The organism is Kitasatospora sp. NPDC034035 (genome assembly GCF_055575755.1).
In genome coordinates, this window is sequence record NZ_JBVISA010000017.1 from 185262 (window position 1) to 208560 (window position 23299).

The 23299-nt window shown below is 72.3% G+C and carries 24 protein-coding genes; 13 read left to right on the plus strand and 11 right to left on the minus strand.

The window, feature by feature from the left end; all coding sequences use genetic code 11:
- The first annotated feature begins 118 nt into the window (after positions 1–118).
- Positions 119–1873, plus strand: a complete 1755-nt coding sequence (locus ACZ52J_RS24315) for an NAD+ synthase (protein ID WP_465621625.1) — start codon at positions 119–121, stop codon at positions 1871–1873.
- A gap of 8 nt (positions 1874–1881) precedes the next feature.
- Here the strand turns inward: ACZ52J_RS24315 and ACZ52J_RS24320 are convergent, their stop codons facing one another.
- The 3 genes from ACZ52J_RS24320 to ACZ52J_RS24330 all read right to left on the minus strand — a co-directional run bounded on the left by ACZ52J_RS24320 (position 1882) and on the right by ACZ52J_RS24330 (position 5692).
- On the minus strand, positions 1882–2934 hold the full coding sequence (locus tag ACZ52J_RS24320) for an endonuclease/exonuclease/phosphatase family protein (RefSeq protein ID WP_465621627.1): 1053 nt from the start codon (positions 2932–2934) through the stop codon (positions 1882–1884).
- A gap of 260 nt (positions 2935–3194) precedes the next feature.
- On the minus strand, positions 3195–3860 hold the full coding sequence (locus ACZ52J_RS24325; RefSeq protein WP_465621629.1) for a TetR/AcrR family transcriptional regulator: 666 nt from the start codon (positions 3858–3860) through the stop codon (positions 3195–3197).
- 215 nt (positions 3861–4075) lie between these two features.
- Entirely contained in the window at positions 4076–5692 is a 1617-nt protein-coding gene (locus ACZ52J_RS24330) for an MFS transporter (protein WP_465621631.1), read from the minus strand.
- Positions 5693–5980: 288 nt separating this feature from the next.
- Here ACZ52J_RS24330 and panB point away from each other — a divergent pair, with 288 nt between their 5' ends.
- The 3 genes from panB to ACZ52J_RS24345 all read left to right on the plus strand — a co-directional run bounded on the left by panB (position 5981) and on the right by ACZ52J_RS24345 (position 8863).
- Positions 5981–6850, plus strand: coding sequence for a 3-methyl-2-oxobutanoate hydroxymethyltransferase (gene panB / locus ACZ52J_RS24335; protein WP_465621633.1), 870 nt, complete (start codon positions 5981–5983; stop codon positions 6848–6850).
- Positions 6851–7034: 184 nt separating this feature from the next.
- Positions 7035–8054, plus strand: coding sequence for an ATP-binding cassette domain-containing protein (locus tag ACZ52J_RS24340; RefSeq protein ID WP_465621635.1), 1020 nt, complete (start codon positions 7035–7037; stop codon positions 8052–8054).
- Positions 8051–8863, plus strand: coding sequence for an ABC transporter permease (locus ACZ52J_RS24345; RefSeq protein ID WP_465621637.1), 813 nt, complete (start codon positions 8051–8053; stop codon positions 8861–8863). Before ACZ52J_RS24340 ends, ACZ52J_RS24345 begins: the two co-directional genes overlap by 4 nt.
- 163 nt (positions 8864–9026) lie before the next feature.
- Here ACZ52J_RS24345 and ACZ52J_RS24350 read toward each other — a convergent pair whose 3' ends face one another.
- Positions 9027–12425 (minus strand): AfsR/SARP family transcriptional regulator, encoded by a 3399-nt coding sequence (locus ACZ52J_RS24350; protein WP_465621638.1) that lies wholly within the window; start codon positions 12423–12425, stop codon positions 9027–9029.
- A 243-nt stretch (positions 12426–12668) separates the two neighbouring features.
- Between ACZ52J_RS24350 and ACZ52J_RS24355 the strand changes: the two genes are divergently transcribed.
- Positions 12669–13484 carry a site-2 protease family protein gene (locus tag ACZ52J_RS24355; RefSeq protein WP_465621640.1) on the plus strand — a complete coding sequence of 272 codons (816 nt, stop codon included), beginning with the start codon at positions 12669–12671 and terminating at the stop codon, positions 13482–13484.
- A 38-nt stretch (positions 13485–13522) separates the two neighbouring features.
- Here the strand turns inward: ACZ52J_RS24355 and ACZ52J_RS24360 are convergent, their stop codons facing one another.
- Both ACZ52J_RS24360 and npdG read right to left on the minus strand, forming a co-directional pair.
- Positions 13523–13717: a hypothetical protein gene (locus tag ACZ52J_RS24360; RefSeq protein WP_465621642.1), complete on the minus strand. Its 195-nt coding sequence runs from the start codon at positions 13715–13717 to the stop codon at positions 13523–13525.
- 131 nt (positions 13718–13848) lie between these two features.
- Entirely contained in the window at positions 13849–14541 is a 693-nt protein-coding gene (gene npdG, locus ACZ52J_RS24365; RefSeq protein WP_360492668.1) for an NADPH-dependent F420 reductase, read from the minus strand.
- A 47-nt stretch (positions 14542–14588) separates the two neighbouring features.
- Between npdG and ACZ52J_RS24370 the strand changes: the two genes are divergently transcribed.
- Together ACZ52J_RS24370 and ACZ52J_RS24375 are read left to right on the plus strand one after the other, a co-directional pair.
- Entirely contained in the window at positions 14589–15197 is a 609-nt protein-coding gene (locus tag ACZ52J_RS24370) for a hypothetical protein (protein WP_465621644.1), read from the plus strand.
- A gap of 91 nt (positions 15198–15288) precedes the next feature.
- Complete coding sequence (locus ACZ52J_RS24375; RefSeq protein WP_360492674.1) at positions 15289–16047, plus strand: hypothetical protein; 759 nt, start codon at positions 15289–15291, stop codon at positions 16045–16047.
- 16 nt (positions 16048–16063) lie between these two features.
- Here ACZ52J_RS24375 and ACZ52J_RS24380 read toward each other — a convergent pair whose 3' ends face one another.
- Entirely contained in the window at positions 16064–16291 is a 228-nt protein-coding gene (locus ACZ52J_RS24380) for a hypothetical protein (RefSeq protein ID WP_360492677.1), read from the minus strand.
- Positions 16292–16410: 119 nt separating this feature from the next.
- Here ACZ52J_RS24380 and map point away from each other — a divergent pair, with 119 nt between their 5' ends.
- Positions 16411–17256 carry a type I methionyl aminopeptidase gene (gene map, locus ACZ52J_RS24385; RefSeq protein WP_465621646.1) on the plus strand — a complete coding sequence of 282 codons (846 nt, stop codon included), beginning with the start codon at positions 16411–16413 and terminating at the stop codon, positions 17254–17256.
- Between the two features lie 193 nt (positions 17257–17449).
- Here the strand turns inward: map and ACZ52J_RS24390 are convergent, their stop codons facing one another.
- On the minus strand, positions 17450–18151 hold the full coding sequence (locus ACZ52J_RS24390) for a bifunctional DNA primase/polymerase (RefSeq protein WP_360492683.1): 702 nt from the start codon (positions 18149–18151) through the stop codon (positions 17450–17452).
- 473 nt (positions 18152–18624) lie between these two features.
- On the opposite strand from ACZ52J_RS24390, the gene ACZ52J_RS24395 reads away from it, so the two are divergent.
- Together ACZ52J_RS24395 and ACZ52J_RS24400 are read left to right on the plus strand one after the other, a co-directional pair.
- Positions 18625–18855: a hypothetical protein gene (locus ACZ52J_RS24395; protein ID WP_465621648.1), complete on the plus strand. Its 231-nt coding sequence runs from the start codon at positions 18625–18627 to the stop codon at positions 18853–18855.
- Positions 18856–18910: 55 nt separating this feature from the next.
- Entirely contained in the window at positions 18911–19111 is a 201-nt protein-coding gene (locus ACZ52J_RS24400) for a hypothetical protein (protein WP_465621649.1), read from the plus strand.
- Between the two features lie 67 nt (positions 19112–19178).
- On the opposite strand, the gene ACZ52J_RS24405 is transcribed toward ACZ52J_RS24400, so the two are convergent.
- Positions 19179–19856, minus strand: coding sequence for a PadR family transcriptional regulator (locus ACZ52J_RS24405; protein WP_396287791.1), 678 nt, complete (start codon positions 19854–19856; stop codon positions 19179–19181).
- A gap of 202 nt (positions 19857–20058) precedes the next feature.
- Between ACZ52J_RS24405 and ACZ52J_RS24410 the strand changes: the two genes are divergently transcribed.
- Positions 20059–20451: an ACT domain-containing protein gene (locus tag ACZ52J_RS24410; RefSeq protein WP_465621651.1), complete on the plus strand. Its 393-nt coding sequence runs from the start codon at positions 20059–20061 to the stop codon at positions 20449–20451.
- A gap of 124 nt (positions 20452–20575) precedes the next feature.
- Positions 20576–20833: a Prokaryotic metallothionein gene (locus ACZ52J_RS24415; protein ID WP_360492696.1), complete on the plus strand. Its 258-nt coding sequence runs from the start codon at positions 20576–20578 to the stop codon at positions 20831–20833.
- Positions 20834–21002: 169 nt separating this feature from the next.
- Here ACZ52J_RS24415 and ACZ52J_RS24420 read toward each other — a convergent pair whose 3' ends face one another.
- Complete coding sequence (locus tag ACZ52J_RS24420) at positions 21003–22256, minus strand: tyrosine-type recombinase/integrase (protein ID WP_465621652.1); 1254 nt, start codon at positions 22254–22256, stop codon at positions 21003–21005.
- A 151-nt stretch (positions 22257–22407) separates the two neighbouring features.
- On the minus strand, positions 22408–22701 hold the full coding sequence (locus ACZ52J_RS24425) for a helix-turn-helix domain-containing protein (RefSeq protein WP_465621653.1): 294 nt from the start codon (positions 22699–22701) through the stop codon (positions 22408–22410).
- 465 nt (positions 22702–23166) lie between these two features.
- Between ACZ52J_RS24425 and ACZ52J_RS24430 the strand changes: the two genes are divergently transcribed.
- Positions 23167–23299 (plus strand): transposase (locus ACZ52J_RS24430; protein WP_465621665.1); only part of this gene is annotated, 133 nt, incomplete at its 3' end.

The window sequence follows — 23299 nt, forward strand, 5'->3', positions numbered from 1 at the left end:
ATCGGCCCGGGAACAGCCCCGGAACAACCGCGGAACAACCCCGGGCCGGCTTCGGACCGACCCTGGACCGACCCCCCTCGCGGGACATTGCGTCAGATAGACGATTACACTCGGGGGCATGCCCAATCTCCGTCTCGCCCTGAGCCAGATCGACCCCTGGGTCGGTGACCTCGCCCGCAACAGCGATGAGGTGGTGCGCTGGACCAGGCAGGCCGTCGAGGCCGGCGCGCAGCTGGTCGCCTTCCCCGAGATGGCCCTCACCGGGTACCCGGTCGAGGACCTCGCCCTGCGGCGCTCCTTCGTCGAGGCCTCCCGCGGCGCGCTGGTCGAGCTGGCCGGCCGGCTGGCGGCCGACGGGCTGGGCGAGGTGCCGGTGGTGGTCGGCTACCTCGGGCGCTCCGAGCACGCCTCGCCGCGCTTCAACCGCCCGGCCGGGTCGCCGCAGAACTGCGCCGCCGTGCTGCACCGGGGCGAGGTCGTGACCCGCTTCGCCAAGCACCACCTGCCCAACTACGGCGTGTTCGACGAGTTCCGCTGGTTCGTCCCGGGCGACCAGCTGCCGGTGGTCCGGGTGCACGGGGTGGACGTCGCGCTGGCCGTCTGCGAGGACATCTGGCAGGACGGCGGCCGGGTCACCGCGGCCCGCGAGGCCGAGGCCGGGCTGCTGCTGGTGATCAACGGCTCGCCGTACGAGCGGAACAAGGACGACCAGCGGCTGGAGCTGGTCCGGCGCCGGGCCGCCGAGGCGGGCTGCGCCCTGGCGTACGTCAACATGGTCGGCGGCCAGGACGAGCTGGTCTTCGACGGCGACTCGATCGTGGTCGGCGCGGACGGCGAAGTCCTCGCCCGCTCCCCGCAGTTCGAGGAGCACCTGCTGGTGCTGGACCTCGACCTGCCGGCCGCCAGCAGCGACCACACCGACGGCCTGCTGCTGAGCGACGGGCTGCACCTGGTCCGCACCGAGCTGGACGGCGAGCCGCAGCCAGTGCCCACCGAGCAGCTGACCGCCGAGGTCGCGCCGCGGCTGTCCGACGAGGCCGAGATCTGGGCCGCGCTGGTCTCCGGCACCCGGGCGTACGTCGCCAAGAACGGCTTCAGGTCGGTGCTGATCGGCCTGTCCGGCGGCATCGACTCGGCGCTGGTGGCCTCGATCGCGGTGGACGCGATCGGCGCCGAGAACGTCCACTGCGTCTCGATGCCCAGCCGCTACTCCTCCGAGCACTCCAAGGACGACGCGGCCGAGCTGGCCCGCCGCACCGGGCTGCACTTCCGGACCGTCTCCATCGCCCCGATGTTCGACGCCTACCTGGCCGCCACCGAGCTGACCGGCCTGGCCGAGGAGAACCTGCAGTCCCGGCTGCGCGGCACCCTGCTGATGGCGATCTCCAACCAGGAGGGGCACATCGTGCTCGCGCCCGGCAACAAGAGCGAGCTGGCCGTCGGCTACTCGACCCTGTACGGCGACTCGGTGGGCGCGTTCGGGCCGATCAAGGACGTGTACAAGTCCCTGATCTTCCGGCTGGCCCGCTGGCGCAACGAGGAGGCCGAGCGGCGCGGCGAGGTGGCGCCGATCCCGGAGAACACCATCGTCAAGCCGCCGTCCGCCGAGCTGCGGCCGGACCAGGTGGACAGCGACTCGCTGCCCGACTACGACCTGCTGGACAGCGTGCTGGCGCGCTACATCGAGGGCGACGAGGGCCGGGACGCGATCGTGGCGGCCGGCTTCGACCCGGCCGTGGTGGACCGGGTGGTGCGGCTCGTCGACACCGCCGAGTACAAGCGGCGCCAGTACCCGCCGGGCCCGAAGATCTCGGTCAAGAACTTCGGCCGGGACCGCCGACTGCCGATCACCAACCGCTGGCGGCACGGCTGAGACGAGCGCTACGCGTCGTACCGGTAGGTGGCGACCACCGGGAGGTGGTCGCTGCCGTCCCGGGGCAGGGTGCGGGAGTCGACCGGTTCGAGCCCGCCCTTGCTCATGATCTGGTCGATCCGGGCCATCGGGAAGGACGCCGGCCAGCTGAAGCCGAAGCCGTCCCCGGCGGCGCCCTGGGCCGAGCGCATCTGCGAGGTGACCGGCGCCAGGCTGCGGTCGTTCATGGTGCCGTTGAGGTCGCCGAGCAGCAGCACCTTCTTGAGCGGCTCGGCCTCGATCGCGTCGCCGAGCGCCTGCGCGCTGGCGTCCCGCTGGTTGACGGTGAAGCCGCCCTCGGCCTTCAGCCGCACCGAGGGCAGGTGCGCGACGTACACCGCGACCGGGCCCTGCGGGGTGCCGACCTGGGCCCGGAACGCCCTGGTCCAGCCCATCTTGAGGTCCACCGGCGCGACCCCGCTGATCGGGTACTTCGACCAGAGCCCGACCGTGCCCTCCACCGTGTGGTACGGGTAGGCCTCGGCGAGCCCGGTCTCGTACGAGCGCATCGCCCTGCCCGCCAGTTCCTGCAGGGCGACGACCTGGGCGCCGGAGGCGACCAGCCCCCGGATGGTGCCCGGCACGTCGGTGTTGGCGGCGGCCACGTTGTGGCTGACCACCGTCCAGTCGCCCTTGCCGCCGCTCTTGTCGGTCAGCAGGCCGCCGAACAGGTTGACCCAGAGCACGACGGGCAGCAGCAGGGCGAGCAGCGCGGTGGCGGAGCGGCGCAGCAGCGCGGGCACCAGCAGCACCGGGACGGCCAGGCCCAGCCAGGGCAGGAAGGTCTCCAGCAGGCTCCCGAGGTTGCCGACGCTGTTGGGCACCTCGGCGTGGAAGGCGAGCAGCGCGGCGGTGAGCCCGGCCAGGACGGCGACCACCAGGCCGCGCCGCCAGGTGGTGGCGCCGCGGGCGTCCCGGCCCCAGTCCCGCAGGCCGAGGAGGCCGCCGAACCGGACCGCCGGGGCCGAGTCGTCGGCACCTCCGGGGGCCGCGATCCGTTCGGTCCTGTCCGCCTGCGCCATTCCGTGGCTCCCGTTCGCTCGTGCCGTCCGCCGGCCCGGATCCGGCCCGTGGGGACGGGCGCGGCACCGGACCGGTGCCGGTTCGATCGGATACCCGGCTCAGCCTATGCCGGGACAGACGTCACGCTCCCGGAGCGGGTTCCGGCGTGGCCCGGTTTGGTGAGTTAGGCCACGTCCCGTCAGGACGCTCCGGTGGCGGTGCGGTGCGGCCCGACGACGGCCCGACGGCTGCTGGAGGACGGCTCGACGACGGCCCGGGGTCAGCGCGGCGCGAGGCCCTGGAGCAGCGCGTCGACCATCTTGCGGGCCAGGTCCGGGTCCTCCAGGTCGGAGTCGTCCCACAGGATGCTGCGGTAGAGGATCGGGCCCATCAGCAGGTCGCCGAGCAGGTCCAGGTCGAGGTCGGAGCGGAGCACGCCCTCGTCCATGGCGCGGCGGATCAGGTCCAGCCCCGCGTCACGGCGCGGCTTGACCACCCGCTCGCGGTACACGTTGTGCAGCTCGGGCAGGCTCTGCATCTGGCCCATGGCGGCCTTGAGCACCCAGCGGGTGCGCTTGGCGAGGCCGCGCCGGCGCATGTAGTCGACCATCTCGATCAGGTCGGCCCGCGCGCCGCCGCCGCTCGGCTCCGGCATCGGGGCCTCCAGCTTGCCGACCACGTCGACGAGCAGAGCCTCCTTGTTGGGCCAGCGCCGGTAGATGGTGGCCTTGCCGACGCCGGCGGCGGTGGCGATGCCCTCGATGGTGAGCTCGGACATCGTGGTGCCGCTCGCCATGAGGTCCACCACCGCGGTGAAGATGGCCTGTTCGGCGGCCTCGCTGCGCGGCCGGCCGCGGCGTGCGGCGGCGCAGGCCTGGCCGGCGTCGGCGTCAGCGTCGGCGGCGCAGTCCTGCTCGGTGTCGGCGGTCGGGGTGTCCGTCTTCATCCCCGCTGTTCTCCCTCGCTGTCCCCGGGGCGCGCGGGCGCCGTCCGTGTCATGGGCGGTCCGTACGGCGGGCGGGGGCCCGCCGCCGGGCCGAGGCCCTGCCGACCGGGTGCACCGGTCGGCAGGGCCATTGTCTCTCGGCTGTCCTGCGGCCCGAGCCGTGGTCCGGCCCGAGCCGTCCTGCGGCCCGAGCCGTCCTGCGACCCGGCCGCCGGTCAGGCCTCCGCGGCCGCGGTCTCCCGGCTCGCGTCCGCCTGCTCGCCCGCCGGACCGGCCGGGGCGGCCGGAGCGCCGGGGGCGGCGGTGCGGCGCGGCAGCAGGAACCAGGCGACCAGCGCGCCGACCAGCGAGATGCCCACCGAGAGCGAGGCGACCACGTGCATGGCGTGGATGAAGGAGTCGTTCGCCGGGGCGATCAGGGCCTTGCCGCCGGGGATCCGGTCGGCGATGGCCAGGGTGGCCTCCAGCGACTCGCCGGCCTTGTCGCGCAGGTTCTCGGGCAGCTGGTTCAGCGTGTCGGACATCCCGTCGCGGTAGACGGTGGAGAGCACCGCGCCGAGCACGGCGACGCCCAGCGAGCCGCCGACCTGACGGAAGGTGTTGTTGACGGCCGAACCGGCGCCGGCCTTCTCGCGGGGCAGCGAGCCCATGATCGCGACGGTGACCGGCGGCATGACGTGCGCCATGCCGGCGCCCATCACCAGGCCGAGCACGATCAGCACCCAGATCGGGGTGGTGGCGGTCAGCACGATGTAGCCGACGAAGCCGAGCGCGACCAGCACCATGCCGGTCGCGGCGGTGGCGGCGACACCGAAGCGGTCGACCACCAGCCGGGCCCGCGGCGCGAACAGCAGCTGGGCGACGGCCAGCGGCAGCATCAGCAGACCGGCCTGCAGCGCGCTGTAGCCGCGCACGCTCTGGATGTAGAAGACGCCGAAGAAGGAGACGCCCATCAGCGCGAAGAAGATCACGCCGACGACCACCACGGAGGCGCTGAACACCTTGTTGCGGAACCAGGAGACGTCCAGCGCGGGGAACGCGGTGCGGCGCTCGAACCAGACGAAGGCGACCAGCGCGACCACACCGGTCAGGGTCGGTGCCCAGGCCTCGACGGCGGTGAAGTCGGCCAGCTCGCCGCCCTTGATGATGCCGTAGATCAGCGCGACCAGGCCGATGATCGACAGCAGCACGCCGACCGGGTCGAGCTTGCCCGGGTTGGGGTCCTTGGACTCGGGCACCAGGATCACCATCGCGATCACCGCGACGATCACGATCGGGACGTTGATCAGGAAGACCGAGCCCCACCAGAAGTGCTCGATCAGCAGGCCGCCGGTGATCGGGCCGATGGCGATGGCCAGGCCGACCGCGCCCGCCCAGATGCCGATCGCCTTGGGCTGCTCGGAGCGTTCGAAGACGTTCATGATGATCGCCAGCGTGGCGGGCATCGCGAGCGCGGCGCCGACGCCCATCAGGCCGCGGAAGCCGATGAGTTCACCGGGCGAGCCGGCCATCGCGGACAGCAGCGAGGCGATGCCGAAGACCACCATGCCGGCCAGCAGGGCGAGCTTGCGGCCGAAGCGGTCGCCGAGCAGGCCCGAGGTGAAGAGCAGCCCGGCGAACACCAGGGTGTAGGAGTTGATCGACCATTCCAGGTCGCTCTGGGTGGCGCCGAGGCCGACCGGAGCGGGGGTCGCGATGGTCTTCATCGCGACGTTGAGGATCGAGTTGTCGAGCACGACGACGAGCAGGGCGAGCACGAGGGTGCAGAGGATCGCCCAGCGCCGACGGTGGATGGCTTCCGGCACGCGGGGTGGCGCGGCTGCGGTGGTCATTGGTCTTCCCGTCCGTGTTGGCGTGGCACTGGCGGGCAATTCCGAGTCGGAAACGTCTCGTAACCCCCCGCACCAGAGTAGCGGGGAATACGATACGAGACGACCCCGTTTCGTAAAAACGAGGCAAAGTCCGAGGCCGCCGTCCGAGGCGACGGGCCCGGGTGTGTCACGGATCGCACCGGGACGAACGCACCCCTCTTTGCGCGCGCGCCGGGGCGTGCAAGCATGGAGGTGATCCGGGGACGCCGTACGGCGCCACGAGACGACAACCCTTCAGGAGTCCGTTCCATGAACGCTTCTTCGCCTTCGCCTGCCCAGAACCAGGCGTCGACCGCCACCCTCTACGGCGGGGTCACCAGCCGCCGCATCACCGTCCGCGACCTCGCCTCCGCCAAGCAGCGCGGCGAGAAGTGGTCGATGCTCACCGCCTACGACGCCCTGACCGCAGGCGTGTTCGACGAGGCCGGCATCCCGGTGCTGCTGGTCGGCGACTCGGCGGGCAACTGCCACCTCGGCTACGAGACCACCGTCCCGGTGACCATGGATCAGATGGTGATGCTCTCCGCCGCCGTCGTCCGCGGCACCAAGCGGTCGATGATCGTCGCCGACCTGCCGTTCGGCTCGTACCAGGAGTCCCCCGCGCAGGCCATGCACAACGCGGCCCGGCTGATGAAGGAGGCCGGGGTCGGCGCGGTCAAGCTGGAGGGCGGCGAGCGCAGCGCCCGCTCGATCGAGCTGCTGGTCGAGGCCGGCATCCCGGTGATGGCGCACATCGGCCTCACCCCGCAGTCCGTGCACGCCTTCGGCGGCTACCCGGTCCAGGGCCGCGGCGACGAGGCGGCGCACCAGCTGCTGCGCGACGCCAAGGCGGTCCAGCAGGCGGGCGCCTTCTCGGTGGTGCTGGAGGCCGTGCCGGCCGAACTGGCCGCCCAGGTCACCGAGCAGCTCGCGATCCCGACCGTCGGCATCGGCGGCGGCCCCGGCACCGACGCCCAGGTGCTGGTCTGGACCGACATGGCCGGCATGACGGCCGGCCGGGTGCCGAAGTTCGTCAAGCAGTACGCCAACCTGCGGGCCGTCCTGGGCGACGCCGCCCGGGCCTTCGACGAGGACGTCCGCGGCGGTGCCTTCCCCGCGGAGGAGCACAGCTTCCACTGACCGGCCGTCCGGCCCCGCTCCGAACCGAAGCGTCCGGCCCTGCTCCGAACCGAAGGGCTCGGAGCAGGGCCGCTGTCATGCCCGGACGGCGCTGACAGCGGCGTGACAGCCGCCTGGCAGCGGACCGCCGCGGCCGCCGCCGCGCTGACAGGGGGCTGACAGCCGGGGCGGACAACCTGGTGGCATGACACGAATCGCCACCGCCCCGAACGACCGGGGAGCCGCCGCCGGCAACGCCGTCGAGGTCCGCGGCATCGTCAAGCAGTACGGCACCACCAAGGCCCTCGACGGGGTCGACCTCACCGTGCGGGAGGGCACCGTCCTCGGCGTGCTCGGCCCCAACGGCGCGGGCAAGACCACCCTGGTCCGGGTCCTCTCCACCCTGATCAAGCCGGACGCCGGCACCGCCCACGTCGGCGGGTACGACGTCCTGCGCCAGCCCAAGCAGCTGCGCCGCACGATCGGCCTCACCGGCCAGTACGCCTCCGTCGACGAGCTCCTCTCCGGGTACGAGAACCTCTACCTGATCGGCCGGCTGCTCGACCTCTCCCGCCGTGAGGCCAGGACCCGCGCGAACGAGCTGCTGGAGCGGTTCTCGCTCACCGAGGCCGCCAAGCGGACCGCCAAGACCTACTCCGGCGGCATGCGCCGCCGCCTCGACCTGGCCGCCAGCATGATCGGCCGCCCCCGGGTGCTCTACCTGGACGAGCCCACCACCGGCCTGGACCCGCGCACCCGCAACGAGGTCTGGGACGAGGTGCAGCGGATGGTCGCCGAGGGCACCACCGTGCTGCTGACCACCCAGTACATGGAGGAGGCGGAGCAGCTCGCGAACGAGCTGACCGTCATCGACCGCGGCAAGGTCATCGCCAACGGCCTGGTGTCCGAACTCAAGGCCAAGGTCGGCGGCCAGACCCTCCAGGTCCGCCCGGCCGACCCGGCCGATCTGCCCGAGATGGCCCGCTGCCTGCGCGACAACGGCGTCAGCACCGCCACCTACTCCGCCGACACCGGCCTGCTCGCGGTGCCGATCACCGGCGACGAGCAGCTGACCGCGGTGATCGGCGTGCTCGGCGGCCGTGGCTTCGCGATCGCCGGCATCGACACCAAGGTGCCCAGCCTCGACGAGGTCTTCCTCGCCATCACCGGCAAGCCCGCCGACGCGGTGCCCGCCCCCAGCCTCGCCAAGGAGCCCGTCGCATGACCACCGCCACGCTCGCCCCCGCCCGGGTCGAGGACTCCCGGATCGGCCTGTCCGGGACGCTGCGCCACGTCGGCGCGCTGACCCGGCGCAACCTGATGCGGATCAAGGCCGACCCGGAGTCGATGTTCGACGCCGTGCTGATGCCGGTGATCTTCACCGTGCTGTTCGTCTACGTCTTCGGCGGGGCGATGGCCGGCGACCAGGAAACCTACCGGCAGTACCTGGTCCCCGGCCTGCTCGGGCAGACCGGCCTCACCCTCGCGATGGCCGTCGGCACCGGCCTCAACAGCGACTTCCAGACCGGCGTGATGGACCGCTTCCGGACCTTGCCGATCGGTCGGGCCTCCGTCCTGCTCTCCAAGATCGCCGCCGAGACCCTCCGCGGGCTGCTCTCCTTCGCGATCCTGATCGGCTTCTCGATGTGCATCGGCTTCGAGGTGAAGACCGGCCTCCTGGAGGTACTGGCCACGATCGGCCTGGCCCTGGTGTTCGGCATGTCGATCGTCTGGATATCGATGCTGCTGGGCATGGCGCTGCGCAGCGCCCAGGCCGTCCAGGGCGTGTCCATGCTGGTCCTGATGCCGATGCAGTTCGGCAGCTCGATCTTCGCCCCGACCAGCACCATGCCGGGCTGGCTGCAGTCCTTCACCAAGGTCAACCCGCTGTCCGCACTGGCCGACGCCTCCCGGGCGCTGCTCAACGGCCAGGGCCCGGTGGCCCACCCGGTGATGATCGTGATGATCTGGTCCGCCGCCATCACCGCGGTCTTCGCCCCGCTCGCGGTGGCCCGGTTCCGCAAGCGGACCTGACCCCTCTTCGAGGAAAAGGCCTCCGCCGGCCCTCCGCGGAAGGAGGGACGGCGGGCAGGGCGGCCGGCTGCCCGGGACAGGCGCCGGCCGTCGTCCGGGCCCGGCGGGCCGGTGACCAGGGGACGGTCACCGGCCGGCCGGGCCCTCACCGCTCGCCCGGCCGCTAGCCCGACTGCTCGTCCGCCAGGTCGACCGGCTGCTCGCCCGACTGCTCGCCGATCAACTCCTCCAGCAGCTCGTGGGTCTGCTGCTGGGTCATCTCGTCACCGCGGGCGCGGGCCTCCTCGAACGCCTCGGTGCCGAGCAGCTCCCGCAGGATGCCGACGGAACGCTCACGCTCGACCCGGTCGAGGTAGCCGCCCTTCGGGCCGTGCAGCCCGCCGTACGCACCGGTCAGCACGGCCGCCACCTCGGCCCGCGCCAGGTCCCCGTCGCGTTCGGCGAAGGTGCACAGCACCGCGATGACGGCGGGAACCACCATCACCGTCATGTGCTCGGCGAAGCCGCTCGCGGCCGTGAGCGAGCGCAGCAGCCGCCGGCCCTCGCGCAGCATGGCGAGGCCCCGGTCCGGGTCGCCGGCCCGGGCCGTGATCCAGCCCCGGGCGCTGGTCAACAGCCCGGCCACGACGCTCGGCGCGAAGCCGCCCACGTTGACCACCCCGAGCCTGTCCAGCTCGGCCAGGGCCGGCCCGTACTCGCCGCGCTGGGCGTGGATGCCGCTGAGCGTCAGGTGGCCGAACATCAGGGCGCCGGTGGTGGACTGGTCGGTGCCCGGGGAGACGATGGAGGCCAGCGCCTCCCGGATCACCCGCTCGCCGCGCTCCATGTCGTACTCCAGCAGGGCGGTGCCGAGGTGCACCTGCAGGATCGGGATCTCCTGCGGCGCCCCCAGCTCCTCGGCCAGCTCGATCGCCCGCGCGTACGCGGCCGCGGCGGCCTCGGACTCGCCCCGGTTGGCCAGGCTCTCGCCGTGGGCGGCCAGCGCCTGGGAGACCCCCCAGAGGTTGCCGGCCCGCTCGTACAGCTCCAGCGAGCGCTCGCCGTCCGCGACGCTCTGATCCGCACCGCTCGGCCAGTCGTTCAGCATCCGGGCCCGGACCTGCAGGATGAACGCCAGGTCGCTCGACCCGCCGTACTGTTCGCAGCCGCGCACGGCGTCGTCCAGCAGGTCCTTCATCAGTTCCGGCCGGCCGGACAGGAAGGCGCCGAACACTCGCATCAGCGCCGGGAACCGGTAGCCCTGCGGCAGCTCCGGGGTGTAGACGTCCAGCAGCCCCTGGGCGACGGCGGCCGCGTCTTGGTCGCCGATCACGTCCAGGTTCCCCTCGAACAGCCCGATCAGCTGGTACATCGCGAGCAGCCGACGGGCCTCCTCCACCACGCCGTCGGGCATCGGCACGCCGTACGCGAGCACGCCGCGCTCCAGCGGCACCGGCGGCGGGACGTCCGGAGCGAGCGGGTCCGGTCCCAGGGCGGCGACCGCGTTGTACCAGTTACGGGCCTCCATGCTGTAGCCGCGCAGCGACCAGTACCAGCTCATGCCGAGGCACAGGACCAGCGCCTGCTCCTCGTCCCGCAGGTCGACCGCGCGGCGCAGCACGGCCCGGATGTTGTCCTGCTCGCGATCCAGCACCGTCAGCCAGTGCAGCTGCTGGGGGCCGTGGATGTACCGGTCGGCCTCCGCGACCAGGGCACGGAAGTGCGCCAGGTGGCGGGCCTCGGTGGCGGCGCGCTCGGCGGCGGACCCGGCGAGCCGCTCGTCCGCGTACTCGTGGATGGTCTCCAGCATCCGGTAGCGCGGCAGGCTGGCGCCGTCCAGGTCGGCGACCAGCAGCGACTTGTCGACCAGCGACAACAGCAGGTCGGCGACCTCCCCGGGGGCCACGTCGAGGCCGTCGGCGCAGACCGCCTCGGCGTCCTCCAGCTGCCAGCCGCCGGAGAACACCGAGAGCCGGCGCAGCACCGCGCGCTCCCGCTTGCCCAGCAGGTCCCAGCTCCAGTCGACCACCGCGCGCAGGGTCTGCTGGCGCGGCAGCAGGGTGCGGCTGCCCGCGGTGAGCAGCGCGAACCGGCCGTCCAGCCGGTCGGCTATCTGGCGGGCCGTCATCACCCGCAGCCGGGCGGCGGCCAGCTCGATGGCCAGCGGCAGCCCGTCCAGTCGGCGGCAGATCTCGGCGCAGGCCGCCGGGTCGCCCTGCGGGTCGAAGCCGGGACGGGCGGTGGCGGCGCGCTCGGCGAACAGCCGCAGCGCGACCGGGTCGGGCAGCGGCTCGACCGGCAGCACCGTCTCGCCGGGCACGCCGAGCGGCTCGCGGCTGGTGGCGAGCACGGTCAGCCCGGGGCACTCGGCGAGCAGCACGTCGGCGAGGTCGGCGGCGGCCTGGATCAGGTGCTCGCAGTTGTCCAGGACGAGCAGCATCCGGCGGTGGCCGCAGTGCTCGACCAGCCGGCGCACCGGGTTCTCGACCCGCTTCTCGATCACCTCGGCGACCATGCTGGTGCTGTGCAGCACGATCTCGCGCAGGCCGAGCGCGGAGACCACGGCGGCGGGCACCGCGTCCGGGCTCTCCAGCGGGGCGAGTTCGGCCACCCAGACGCCGTCCGGCCAGGCCCCGGCGGACTGTTCGGCCCGACCGGCCTCGACCGAGAGACTGGTCTTGCCGGAGCCGCCGGGGCCGGTCAGCGTCACCAGCCGACGCTCCGTCAGCAGGTCGCGCAGCGCGGCGAGATCCGCCTCCCGGCCGACGAAGCTGGTCAGCCGGCTGCGCAGGTTGCCGCCGGCGCGCGGAGGTTGGGGCGTCGCGGCGGCCCTGGTCGGCTCCGGCGCCGGCGTCGATTCCTTCTCCGCGGCGGGGGCGAGCAACTCGGCGTACACGGACTGGAGTTGTCGGCCCGGGTCGACGCCGAGCTCGTCGGCCAGGGCGCGCCTGGTCCGCTCGTAGTGGCGCAGCGCGTCGGCCGTCCGGCCGCTCTCGCGCAGCGCCCGGATCATCAACAGCTGCAGTGGTTCGTCCAGCGGCTGCCGCTCGCACAGCTCGGCGAGTTCGGCGACCAGGTCGGCGGCCCGGCCGAGCCCGAGATCGGCGGTGATCCGGTGCCGGCGGGCCTCCTCGCGCTGGGCCTCCAGCCGGGCGGCCGGCCCGGTGCGGTCCGGCAGGTCGGCGAGGGCGTGGCCGCGCCACAGCGCCAGGGCGGCGCGCAGCCGCTCGGCGGCGGCCGCGTGGTCCCCGGCGTCCAGGGCGCGGCGGCCCTCGGCGCTCAGCCGCTGGAAGTCGGCGAGGTCGGTGCCGGGGCCGGTCAGCCAGTACCCGGCCGGGCCGGAGCCGATCTCGTCCCGGCCGATGGTGCGGCGCAGCCGGCCGACCAGGGTCTGCAGCGCGGCGGAGGAGTCCTGCGGCGGGTCGGCGTCCCACACCTCGTCCACCAACAGGTCGGCCGGCACCGGGCGGCCCTGCCGCAGGGCCAGTGCGGTGAGCAGCGCCCGGAGCCGGGCGCCGCCGAGCGGCACCGGGGTTCCGTCGTCGTGGTGGGCCGTGGTCGTCCCGAGGATGCCGTAGTGCACCGGACCATTCTGGTCGATCGGCGGGGGTACAGCCGCACAATTGTGCTGGCGGCCCCGGCGCCCCCTGCCCGCTGCCCCATGCCCGCTGCCCCATGCCCGCTGCCCGGCGTCCCCTGCCCGCGACGGAACGCGGCCGGGTGTTCGGACGTTCACCCGGAGCGGCTTGTCCGGTCACCGGCCCGCCCGGCATGATCGACCCCGGCCCGTATCCCGCCCTCCCCCTGCCCACGGAGCATCCACACCATGACCTTCGCCGCCACGCCGCGCTCCCGCAGCGAGGACCGCCGGATCAGCCCGGTGTTCTGGGTACTCCTCGCCATATTCGGCACCTCCGGCTGGGCGGTGTACTCGGGCTACGGCAACGCCTCGTTCGGGGTGTTCCTGTTCGTGGTCGCGGGCTGGATGGTCTCGCTCTGCCTGCACGAGTACGCCCACGCGCGCACCGCGCTGCACGGCGGCGACATCACCGTCGGCGCCAAGGGCTACCTCACGCTCAACCCGCTGAAGTACGCCAACGTGCTGCTCAGCTTCGTGCTGCCGATCGTCTTCGTGATCCTCGGCGGCATCGGCCTGCCCGGCGGCTCGGTGTGGATCGAGCGGCACCGCATCCAGGGCCGGCTCAAGCACAGCCTGATCTCGGCGGCCGGGCCGCTGGTCAACCTGGTGATCGCGGGGGCGCTGCTGATCCCGATCGGCGCGGGCTGGCTGGACGACCCGACGGTGCACGCGTTCTGGAACGGCTACGAGCTGACCATCTCGCCGTTCTCCGGCGCGCTCGGCTTCCTCGGCTTCCTCCAGCTCAGCGCGGCGGTGCTGAACCTGCTGCCGGTGCCCGGCCTGGACGGATACGGCATCGTCGAGCCCTGGCTGTCGTACAAGACGCGACGCGCCGTCGAGCCGTTCGCGCCGTACGGGATGCTCGCGATCTTCGCGCTGCTGTGGCAGCCCTCGGTGAACTCGTTCTTCTTCGGGATCGTCCACGACCTGATGAACCTCTTCGGCGTGGACCAGGACTACGCGACGCTCGGCCGGTACCTGTTCAGCTTCTGGAAGAACTAGCCCGGAACCAGCCCGAACCAGCCCGGAGCCAGCTCCTGCTAGCCCCGCTCGGCGGCCGAGGCGGCGGCCTCGGCGATCTTCGCCTGGCGGCGGTTCAGCCACAGCACGTTGCTGGCCACGCCGGCCAGCGGCACCCAGATCAGGCCCAGCCACAGGCCCTGGGTCAGCGAGAAGACGGCGGCCGCCAGCGCGAGGACGACGACGATCAGGGCGAGCAGGGACGTGCGGGGCATGGCGGAAGGCTCCTAGAACGGGTGCGGCCGACGAAACGGGTGCGGCCGGGCCGGGTTGCGGCCGCCACCCATTGTCGCCGACCTCACCTCCGGAGCGGGTCCAGGGGTGAGGTCGACACGGCGTCCATCGGTCACACGTCGGTGATCCGCAGGCCCGCGTGGGCCTTGTAGCGGCGGTTGACCGAGATCAGGTTGGCCACCAGCGCCTCGACCTGGTGGGCGTTGCGCAGCCGGCCCGCGTAGATGCCGCGCATGCCGGGGATCCGGGCGGCCAGGGCGCGCACGATGTCGGTGGCGGCCCGGTCCTCGCCCAGCACCATGACGTCGGTGTCGATCGACTCCACCGACTCGTCCTGCAGCAGCACCGCCGAGAGGTGGTGGAAGGCGGCGGTGACCCGGGAGTCCGGCAGCAGCGCAGCGGCCTGCTGGGCGGCGCTGCCCTCCTCCGGCTTCAGCGCGTACGCGCCCTGCTTGTCGAAGCCGAGCGGGTTCACGCAGTCGACGACGATCTTGCCGGACAGGTCCTCGCGCAGCGCGGTCAGCGTCGCGGCGTGGCCGTCCCACGGAACCGCGATGATCACCACGTCGCTCTCCCGGGCGACGGTGGCGTTGTCGGCACCGCGCACGCCGAGGCCCAGCTCGGCGGCCGAGGCCTCGGCCCGGGCGGCGTCCCGGGAACCGATGATCACCTGCTGGCCGGCCTTGGCCAGCCGCAGGGCCAAACCACGCCCCTGGTCACCGGTGCCGCCGAGGACACCGACCACCAGCTGCGAGACGTCCGGCAGCTCATGGGCCGGGTTTGTCGCTGAATCGAGGGAAGTCATGGGCCGATCCTGCCAAATCCCCGGCCCGGCGCGACATCCTGGCCCGCATGGACGCGGTGAGAGTTTCGGCACTCCGTGAACGGCTGTCCGGCACGGGCTGGTGGGAGACGGTCGGGGACTTCGCCGCGTCACTGCGGCACTCGGTGGAACGGCGGCGCGGGGCCGGCGGGCTGCTGCTGGTCGGCACCGAGGCGTACGAGCCCTGGCACCTGGCCGCCCACCTCGAGGACGAGGCCGCCTGGTCGGCCGTCCCCCGGCTGGCACCCACCCTGCTGCGGCACCGTCCACCGGTCGGCGCCCCACCCCACCTCGCGCACGGCCTGCGGCGGCTCACCGACGCCGGACGCGGCGCCACCGTCCTGGTGGTCGCCCCGAAGGCGGCCGGCACCCCGCTGCTGGAACGGGTGCACGACGCCCGACGGCACGGCGCGACCGTCCTCGCCGTCGACGGCGCCGCCCCCACCACCCCGAGCGACCTCGACGGGCTCGCCCACGAGCGACTGGCCGTCGGCACCGCCGCCGAGGAACCCTTCGACCTCGCCCAACACCTGGTCAGCACCGCCGCCGCACAGCCCTCCGGCCGCCGCACCACCCTCGACCGCCTCGCCGACCTGGCCGCCCGACTCACCGCGGCCCCCACGATCAGCCGCTGGTAGGCCCGTCGCCGAATCCGGCGGCGGGGACGGTGTTCAGGTGCTTGGAGCTCGGCAGCCACGCGGGCGACGGCCGCGCCCTAGACTGCCGGGCATGAAGACCGGGGGCTGGAAGCAGTGGGCGGCGGTGGTGGTCGTCGTGACCTCCGTGGTCGGCTCGCTCGGCTGGGCGCTGTCGCGAGGCAACAAGGTGGCGGACCAGGCCCGTCCCGCGGTCGGCACCACGCTCGACTCGCCGGTGCCGGACGTCGCGGCCCTGGCCGCCTCCTCCGAGGTGGCCGCCGCCGACCAGGCCCTCACCGCCGAGATCGACCGGCGGCTGGCCACGCTGCTCCCGGCGCTCTCCGGCGCCCAGGTGATCGGCGAGGGCGTCCAGGACGGCTGCGGGGTCGATCCCAGCCGGTCGGACGGGTTCGGGGCGCACTGGCCGGCCCCGAAGTGCCGTCGACAGGTGGTCAAGTACCTCGCGGTGAGCGGCGATCCGCAGCAGGCCCGATCGCGCTGGGAGCAGGCGATGACCGCCCAGGGCGCCCTGACCGTCGACTCCAACGCCTCGCCCCGGCCGGGCGAGGGACTCTGGTACGGCTTCCCGCGCAGCGACGGCGAGCACGACCTGCTCGGGGTGAGCCTGGCCTTCGACGAACGGAAGGACGCGGGCGGCCCCCCGACCCCGGGTGTGGGCTTCCCCTGGACGCTCTCCGCGCCGAACGCCGCCACGAAGGCCTGGGCCGACCGGGAGTCCAGGCCCGCGATGCCCGTGGACCAGGCCGCCGCCCAGGCGCTCGCGGGCGGGCGGCGCCTCGTCGTGCTGAGCGTGGACGAGGAGTACTTCACCGCCCCCGAGCCGCGCTGACCTGCCCGGCGTCGGCCTACTCGGCCCCGTCCTTCGGCTTGTCGGTCCACCGCGGGTCGTTGCGCCACTCCCGGTTGCGCTCGTCCGCGATCTGCAGCGCCTGAGCGGCCTCCGCAGGGCTGTCGTACGGCCCCAGGCGGTCCTTGGCCGGGCACTCCGGGCCCTCCTCGACCTTGGCGTGCTTGATGCAGTAGAACCACTCGCCGGGCTTCCCGGTCGGCTTGCGGTGGAATCCGAGGGGCATGGTGTTCTCCCGTTCAGTCGGTCGGCGTTCACAGCTGGGGTCGATACCGATCATTCCCCGGCCCGGGGGGCTCCGCACACCGCCCGTCCGGCCGGGGCCCGGCGACTAGACTCGCGGCCATGGCTCTCGTACCCGGCATCCAGTCCCCCACCCGCAAGGTCCCGGCACACATCGCGCGCCCCGAGTACGTCGGGCGGCCCGCCCCGACGCCGTACGCCGGGCCCGAGGTGCAGACCGCCGAGACGATCGAGAAGATGCGGATCGCGGGCGGGATCGCGGCCCGGGCGATGGAGGAGGCGGCCAAGCTGATCGCCCCCGGCGTCACCACGGACGCGCTGGACGCCGTCGCCCACGCGTACATGTGCGACCACGGCGCCTACCCGTCCGACCTCGGCTACCGGGGCTTCCCCAAGTCGGTGTGCACCTCGATCAACGAGGTGATCTGCCACGGCATCCCGGACTCGACCGTGCTGCAGGACGGCGACATCATCAACATCGACGCCACCGCGTACATCCACGGGGTGCACGGCGACCTCAACGCCACCTACCTGGTCGGCGACGTGGACGAGGAGTCCCGGCTGCTGGTCGAGCGCACCCGGGAATCCCTCAACCGGGCGATCAAGGCGGTCAAGCCGGGCCGTCAGATCAACGTCATCGGCCGGGTCATCGAGTCCTACGCCAAGCGCTTCGACTACGGCGTGGTGCGGGACTTCACCGGACACGGCATCAACACGTCGTTCCACTCCGGCCTGATCATCCCGCACTACGACAGCGAGCGGGCCACCGAGGTGATCAAGCCGGGCATGACCTTCACCATCGAGCCGATGCTGACCCTGGGCACCTACGACTACGAGATGTGGCCGGACGGCTGGACGGTCGTCACCAAGGACCGCAAGCGGACCGCCCAGTTCGAGCACACCCTGGTGGTCACGGCGGACGGCGCGGAGATCCTCACCCTGCCGTGACCCCGCGTCGGGGCCCGCCCCGAGCCCCTTCGGCCCGGAGGCGAGCGGGCGAGCCCCCGCCCCGAGCCGAAGGGGCGCGCCGGCGCCGAAAGGAAGAAGCGAAGAGGCCCCGAGGAACGAGGGGTCTTGGAGCGCCGACCGTCGGCACCGGGTCAGAGCGCCCCGGAGGCGAGCGGGCGAGTCACAGCGCCCGTCAGCCGATGAGCCACTGCTCCTCGGCGACGGCGCCCACCTCGGTGCAGGCGTCGGTCAGCACGTCCAGGACGCGCAGCGGGTCCGGCAGTGGCTGCTCGGGCCCGCGCAGCCACCGCACCTGGGAGCCGTCCGGCAGTGCGGCCGGCGGGAGCAGGGTGTACGAGCCGCGGCAGTGCCAGCGCAGGCCGGGGTGTTCGGACATGGTGTCCGGGGTGGAGTCGAGCGCGCTCGGCCACCACTCGTCCTCGTCCTGCGGGGTGCCGCGGGTGGCGGTGAAGAACAGGTAGCGGTCCTCGCCGACGGCGGCGACCGGGCCTTCGACGCCCGCCGCGGTGAGTCGTTCCAGCGCCAGCCGTCCGGCCTCGGCCGGGACGTCCAGGACGTCGTGCACCCGGCCGGTGGCGGTGATGAAGTTGGCCTGCGGGTCGCGGGCGAGCCAGCGGGAGAGCTGTTCGGGGTCGGTGGTGGCCTGGGTCTGCCAGGCGAAGGAGACCGGGTGCTGGGCCGGGGCCGGACAGGCCACCCGGTCACAGGAACAGCGGTAGCCGGCCGGGTGGGCGGCCGGGGCGAGCGGGAATCCGGCGCGTGCCGCGCCGAGCAGTTGATCGAGTCCTACGGCCGGGCCGTCCGGGTCCCCCGCCCGAGCCCGCTGACGCTCACGCTTCTGCCACCAGGTCGTCCACCTGCCGCCGGCTTCCATCGGGCCCCTTCCGCGCAACTGCCGTGCCTGGTGCGGCACAGCGTTCGACGTACCACTCGACGCAACGCACGGCGCCCCCCGCTGCTTCCCGGGGGTGCTCGACCTTGCCGTCCGCGCCCTGTCGACCGCGGCCCGGGGTCACCGGACGGCCGACGCCCGGGTCACGGTACGAAGTCGCGGCAGCACGCTGTCCGCGCCGGATCGGCCGGAGAGCACGCGGATTCGCGCCTCGCCCGGCCCGTACGGGGCCCGCTGACCCGGGTGAACCCCGAGGGCGTACAGGAAAGGATAGGGGTGCGCGGGCCCTCCGGATGACCGGGGGCGGTGCCTCTCCGGTCACACTCCCGCACGCACCCCGGGCACACTCCCGGCACTCCGCCCTCACGAGGCCTCCCGTTCCCCCTCCCACCGGGGTGTTCCCGGTCACCTCGGGGGGACCCCGGTCACCCGCGCGGAGGTGAGACCCTGGAGGGGTGAAGAGCGCGGACACCGCATTCGTCGGCGGCCCCCTGGACGGGAAGATCCTCCCGATCCCGCTGGGGCCGATGCTCGGCGTGCCCAAGAAGTACAAGGTCCCGGTCCCCGCGCACGGTGGGGTCGCCGCGCGCACACTGGTGTACGTCCGGGCCAAGCAGGTTCGGGGCCTGAGCTGGTTCTGGCGTTACGAGTACGACGAGGCGGCCTCCGCCAAGGCTTCCGGCTGACGGAGCCTCCGGCCGGCGGGCCGCCCGCTCCCCATCGCCTTCCCGGGAGGTCGGCATGGCCAGGACGGTACGACACCCGCGCAGTGACTCCCGGGCGGCGGTCGCGCACCACAACCGGCAGGTCGCCGGGGTCACCGGGGTGCTGCTGCTGGCGGTGAGCCTCTACACGGTGACGATCGGGCCCAACGGCTGGCTCTGGTTCGGTTGGGCGGTGCTGCTGCTGGTCTGCGTGGCCCTGTTCGTGGTCCGCCCGTAGGCAGCTCGTGGCCCGCCCGTGAGCAGCGGCACCGCCCGTCACGCCGGCCCGGTTCCCCCCGCGCCGGTCAGTCATCCTCGGCGAGGATGAGGTACAGCTTCTTGCGGGCCTCGGTCAGTACGGCGAGGCCCTTGGCGCGCTGCGCCTCGGTGCCGGTCCGCATGACCTGCTGGACCGCCTGGTCGACCGCGGCGAGCGCCTGGCCGACCTCCTGGACGGCCTCCCAGTCGACCTCCCGGCCGGCTTCCGCCCACGGCTCCGCCGGTCCGGCCTCGGCCACGGCCCGGCCCGAATCGGTGAGCGAGACCAGCCGCTTGCCGCCGACCTCCTCGGCGGTGATCAGGCCCTCCTCCTCCAGCAGCTGGAGGTTGGGGTAGATCGAGCCCGGGCTGGGCCGCCAGGCCCCGCCGGTCCGCTCGGTGATCTCGGCGATCATCTCGTAGCCGTGCATCGGCCGTTCCTTGAGCAGCGCGAGCAGCGAGGCGCGGACGTCGCCGCGTCGGGCCCGGCCGCCACGCCGCCCGTGCGGGCCGCCCCGCCGGCCGCCGTGTCCGCCGAAGCCGTGCCCGAAGGGGCCGCCCATCGGCCGCCCGGGGCCGCCGCCGCCGAACGGCGGACCGAACCCGCCGAACGCCTCCCGGCCTTCGAAGCCCTCCCCGGGCATCTCCCGGAACTCGGGCCCCGGCCCACGCCGGCGACCGCCGCCGCGCGGGCCCTCTCCACGAAATCGCATTCCTGAGCGCATGGCGCCCACCTCCTGGTTCGCCGAAACAGTCGAGTTACTGTCTCGATAGTTCGACGATATATCGGTGACTGTCGCTCGTCAACGACTGGCCGATAGCCCGCCGACAGTTCCCCCGACGATTCCCCGACAGCCCCCTGCGCCGTTCCCGACACGGCCGCCACGCCCCGGGCGCGTCCACCACCCAGCCGCTACGGTGGCGGGCATGGCCGGAGAACGAGATCTTGCGACGCTGCTGCGCGGAATGCGCCCGCAGCTCAACCCGGGGCGGTACGTCTACTGCACGCTCCCCGCGAAGGTGCCCGCAGGCATGCGGCCGGTGGTGACCGTCGCCGAGCCCGAGGGGGTGACGGTGGTGGTCACCCAGGAGGAGGCGGACGCGCTCGGGCTGCGCTACGAGTACGTGGCGGCCTGGATCACCCTGCAGATCCACTCGGCCCTGGAGGCCGTCGGCCTGACCGCGGCCGTGGCCGGGCGGCTCGCCGAGGACGGGATCAGCTGCAACGTGGTGGCCGGCTTCCACCACGACCACCTGTTCGTCGCCGCCGACGACGCGGAACGCGCCGTCCGTGCCCTGACGGAGCTCGCCGAACGCTAGAGCCCTTCCTGGGACTCCCGCCGTCCGCCCGACAGTCCCGCCGGGTGGCCGCCACCGACCGGGCCTTCGACACTGGGAACAGCCGCCCCGCCGGGGGCGGCCCCACCGGAAGGAGACGGCCGCCATGGCCATCTGCGTGACCTGCGGCAACGACTACTGGCTGGCCTTCGAGATCAAGACGGTCACCGGCGACACCTACACGTTCGACAGCTTCGAGTGCGCGATGGAGAAGCTCGCGCCGCGCTGCGAGCACTGCAACGTCCGGATCGTGGGCCACGGCGTCGAAGTGGCCGGGATGTTCTTCTGCTGCGCCAACTGCGCCCGGGTCAACGGCGGCCTCGGCGAGCAGATCCGCGACGCCGTGGGCGCGCATCCCGCGTAGTCGCGGGGCGTTCCCGCCCAGGAGGCGGGCCCCTCGAAGGGGCGGGGAGCGGGCGGAAGAGTCGGCCTGTACGCCGGGTACAGGCCGGTCCCGTGTCGATCATGTCTTGACCTGCGCGTTTGCATGATCTTTTCGGCTGCTCGCGTCCCCGGGGACTTCTCGGGGACTTTCAGTCGATGGCGGTGAACCACGCCTCGATGGCGGAGAGTCCGCGAGCTCCGGCCTGGGGCATGAAGTGAGTGTAGGTGCGCAGGGTGAAGGCCGGGTCGGAGTGTCCGAGCCACGCCGCCAGGGAGACGATCGACTCGCCTGCCTCGAGCATGACCGAAGCGTACGTGTGCCTCAGCACATGAAATCCGTGTTCTCGGCTCGGCTCCCAGACCCGGGTTGCCTTCTCCCCTGGCTTCGGCTTCGGGAGAGGCGGGATCACCCCCGCCTCGGCGAGCGCCGGCTTCCATGCCTTCGTGTTCCAGGTGGTGCGGTTGATCGCCCCGTGTCGCGTGGTGGTGACCAGCAGCGGGACGGTCACCGTACGCCGCTTCTCGCGGGGGAGGTCCGGCTCCTCCGGGTCCAGCCACGGCAGGGTCACGAGGACGGGCTTCAGCCGCTCCTGATGCACCTGCAACCGCATGGCAAGAGCAGCCGTCAGCGGCACGTCGCGCTCCTTGCCGCCCTTCGGCGGGCCGAAGTACAGCTGTGAGCGGTGCCGCAGGATCTGCCGTTCGATGTGCACCGAGTCGCCCCGGACGTCCTCCGGGCTGAACGCGAACGCCTCACCCTGACGCAGACCGCACCCGACACCGAGGTCGAGCGCGACCTGGTAGCGCTCGGAGAGCCCCCGGCGAACACCATCCACACGCGGCTGATCCCATGATCGCGCCTTCCGCTCCGGCTTCTTCGGCGGCTTGATGCTGCTGTTGCCCTTGCAGGGGTTACGAAAGATCCGCTTGTCCTCGACCGCAGCCTGCATGATCGCCTTGAGATAGATCCAGGCGATGTGCGCCGTGCCGGCTCCGACTGAGCGCTGCACATCGGCGGACCACTTTCGGAGTTCGGCAGCGCCGATGTCCCGCAGCTCGGTCTCGCCAAGGTGCGGCAGCAGGTGTCCCCAGATCCGGTAGCGCATGCTCTCCAACGTCTGCGCTGGGTGGACCTGTGACGGCCACCAGTGCTTCTCGACGTACTCGCGGAAGGTGATCTCACCGTCGCGAACGTCTACGAACTCGCCGCGACGTGAGTCGGTTTGAGCTTCGGCGAGCCATGCCTTGGCATCTGCGACCGTGTCGAATGAGCGGTCCTGAACGCCTGGGATCCCCTTCACCCGATAGCGGGTGCGCTTCCCCCACAGTTCGGTGCGTTCACGCTTGCCCGTCTCCTTGTTCGGCCGCTTCTTGAGCCACCTGTCCTCTATGTACCCTGCCACTCGAGACCTCTTCTGTTCCGTTTGCTCACGTGCCCGGCGCACCCCGTGTCGCGCCCACCACACAGACGACCTCCGCGTGCACGAAATTCCGCATGCAGAGGACCTTTTCAATCACTTGTTCGCACTGGCCGGACCGGTTCCCATCCAGCCCCTAGGTCGTCATCGTCGAGCCACTGGGGCGCGTCGAGCGCGACTTCGACGGCTTGTTCAGCGGGTTGAGCACCGGGTTCGACCGCGAATCGGCCTCCTGCTGTTCGGTCAGCCACGCATCGAGCAGATCTCGGCGGTACATGACCCGGCCGCCGGGGCCCATGCGGAAACTGGGAGGCCCCTGCCGCCTATGGCGCCACACATACAGGGTGTTCATCGAGATGCCGAGGTACTTCGCTGCGTTCTGCACGTTCAGAAAAGCTGTCTCGACAGTGGACTGGGGCTGACTGCGCATCGCGTATCTCCGGGTGACCAGACGTCGTCCACCGACGGGTATGCCGGTGTCCCACCGGCCGCATGGCGGGCATACGGCGAGCCGCTGGCGGGCAAGGAACAGGATCCGGATAATCCCCGGTTTGGCGCGGCTGCGATGACGTGGTAGTGAGCGCACTTCAGATCGGCTATGCCGTGCGAGCCGAGCCAAGTTCCTGGGTCAACAGTGAGCCGAGGGCATCCCCATGGGGTTCGAACCTGCGCCGTTCGAGATGTTGCAAGCTCCAACAATGGCGTCTACCCGTCCCGAGCGCACCTATATGTGCGGACGGCCTGACAGCTCTATTGGTGAATAGATGTCAGCAAGCGGGCCACGACAGCGCAGACGGCGCCGTCTCAGATTTCTGCTTTAGAGCTCGTAATACGATCTCGTGGATGTGGGCTGGTGGGCCGTGTCCGGTGTGAGGATTCGTCCGTTGGTGGTGGCGTGAGTGCACCGTGGATCGTCGACGACGAGCTGTGGAACCTGGTCGAACCGCTGCTGCCACCCTGGCCGGAGCGGGCTCCGGGTCCGCGCCCGGTAGACGATCGACTGTGCCTGCAGGGCGTGTTGTTCGTAC

Excerpts from the sequence above, each read along its gene's own strand:
- ACZ52J_RS24315 (WP_465621625.1), top strand. The coding sequence starts at position 119 with ATGCCCAATCTCCGTCTCGCCCTGAGCCAGATCGACCCCTGGGTCGGT.
- ACZ52J_RS24320 (WP_465621627.1), bottom strand. The coding sequence starts at position 2,934 with ATGGCGCAGGCGGACAGGACCGAACGGATCGCGGCCCCCGGAGGTGCC.
- ACZ52J_RS24325 (WP_465621629.1), bottom strand. The coding sequence starts at position 3,860 with ATGAAGACGGACACCCCGACCGCCGACACCGAGCAGGACTGCGCCGCC.
- ACZ52J_RS24330 (WP_465621631.1), bottom strand. The coding sequence starts at position 5,692 with ATGACCACCGCAGCCGCGCCACCCCGCGTGCCGGAAGCCATCCACCGT.
- panB (WP_465621633.1), top strand. The coding sequence starts at position 5,981 with ATGAACGCTTCTTCGCCTTCGCCTGCCCAGAACCAGGCGTCGACCGCC.
- ACZ52J_RS24340 (WP_465621635.1), top strand. The coding sequence starts at position 7,035 with ATGACACGAATCGCCACCGCCCCGAACGACCGGGGAGCCGCCGCCGGC.
- ACZ52J_RS24345 (WP_465621637.1), top strand. The coding sequence starts at position 8,051 with ATGACCACCGCCACGCTCGCCCCCGCCCGGGTCGAGGACTCCCGGATC.
- ACZ52J_RS24355 (WP_465621640.1), top strand. The coding sequence starts at position 12,669 with ATGACCTTCGCCGCCACGCCGCGCTCCCGCAGCGAGGACCGCCGGATC.
- ACZ52J_RS24360 (WP_465621642.1), bottom strand. The coding sequence starts at position 13,717 with ATGCCCCGCACGTCCCTGCTCGCCCTGATCGTCGTCGTCCTCGCGCTG.
- npdG (WP_360492668.1), bottom strand. The coding sequence starts at position 14,541 with ATGACTTCCCTCGATTCAGCGACAAACCCGGCCCATGAGCTGCCGGAC.
- ACZ52J_RS24370 (WP_465621644.1), top strand. The coding sequence starts at position 14,589 with ATGGACGCGGTGAGAGTTTCGGCACTCCGTGAACGGCTGTCCGGCACG.
- ACZ52J_RS24375 (WP_360492674.1), top strand. The coding sequence starts at position 15,289 with ATGAAGACCGGGGGCTGGAAGCAGTGGGCGGCGGTGGTGGTCGTCGTG.
- ACZ52J_RS24380 (WP_360492677.1), bottom strand. The coding sequence starts at position 16,291 with ATGCCCCTCGGATTCCACCGCAAGCCGACCGGGAAGCCCGGCGAGTGG.
- map (WP_465621646.1), top strand. The coding sequence starts at position 16,411 with ATGGCTCTCGTACCCGGCATCCAGTCCCCCACCCGCAAGGTCCCGGCA.
- ACZ52J_RS24390 (WP_360492683.1), bottom strand. The coding sequence starts at position 18,151 with ATGGAAGCCGGCGGCAGGTGGACGACCTGGTGGCAGAAGCGTGAGCGT.
- ACZ52J_RS24400 (WP_465621649.1), top strand. The coding sequence starts at position 18,911 with ATGGCCAGGACGGTACGACACCCGCGCAGTGACTCCCGGGCGGCGGTC.
- ACZ52J_RS24405 (WP_396287791.1), bottom strand. The coding sequence starts at position 19,856 with ATGCGCTCAGGAATGCGATTTCGTGGAGAGGGCCCGCGCGGCGGCGGT.
- ACZ52J_RS24410 (WP_465621651.1), top strand. The coding sequence starts at position 20,059 with ATGGCCGGAGAACGAGATCTTGCGACGCTGCTGCGCGGAATGCGCCCG.
- ACZ52J_RS24415 (WP_360492696.1), top strand. The coding sequence starts at position 20,576 with ATGGCCATCTGCGTGACCTGCGGCAACGACTACTGGCTGGCCTTCGAG.
- ACZ52J_RS24425 (WP_465621653.1), bottom strand. The coding sequence starts at position 22,701 with ATGCGCAGTCAGCCCCAGTCCACTGTCGAGACAGCTTTTCTGAACGTG.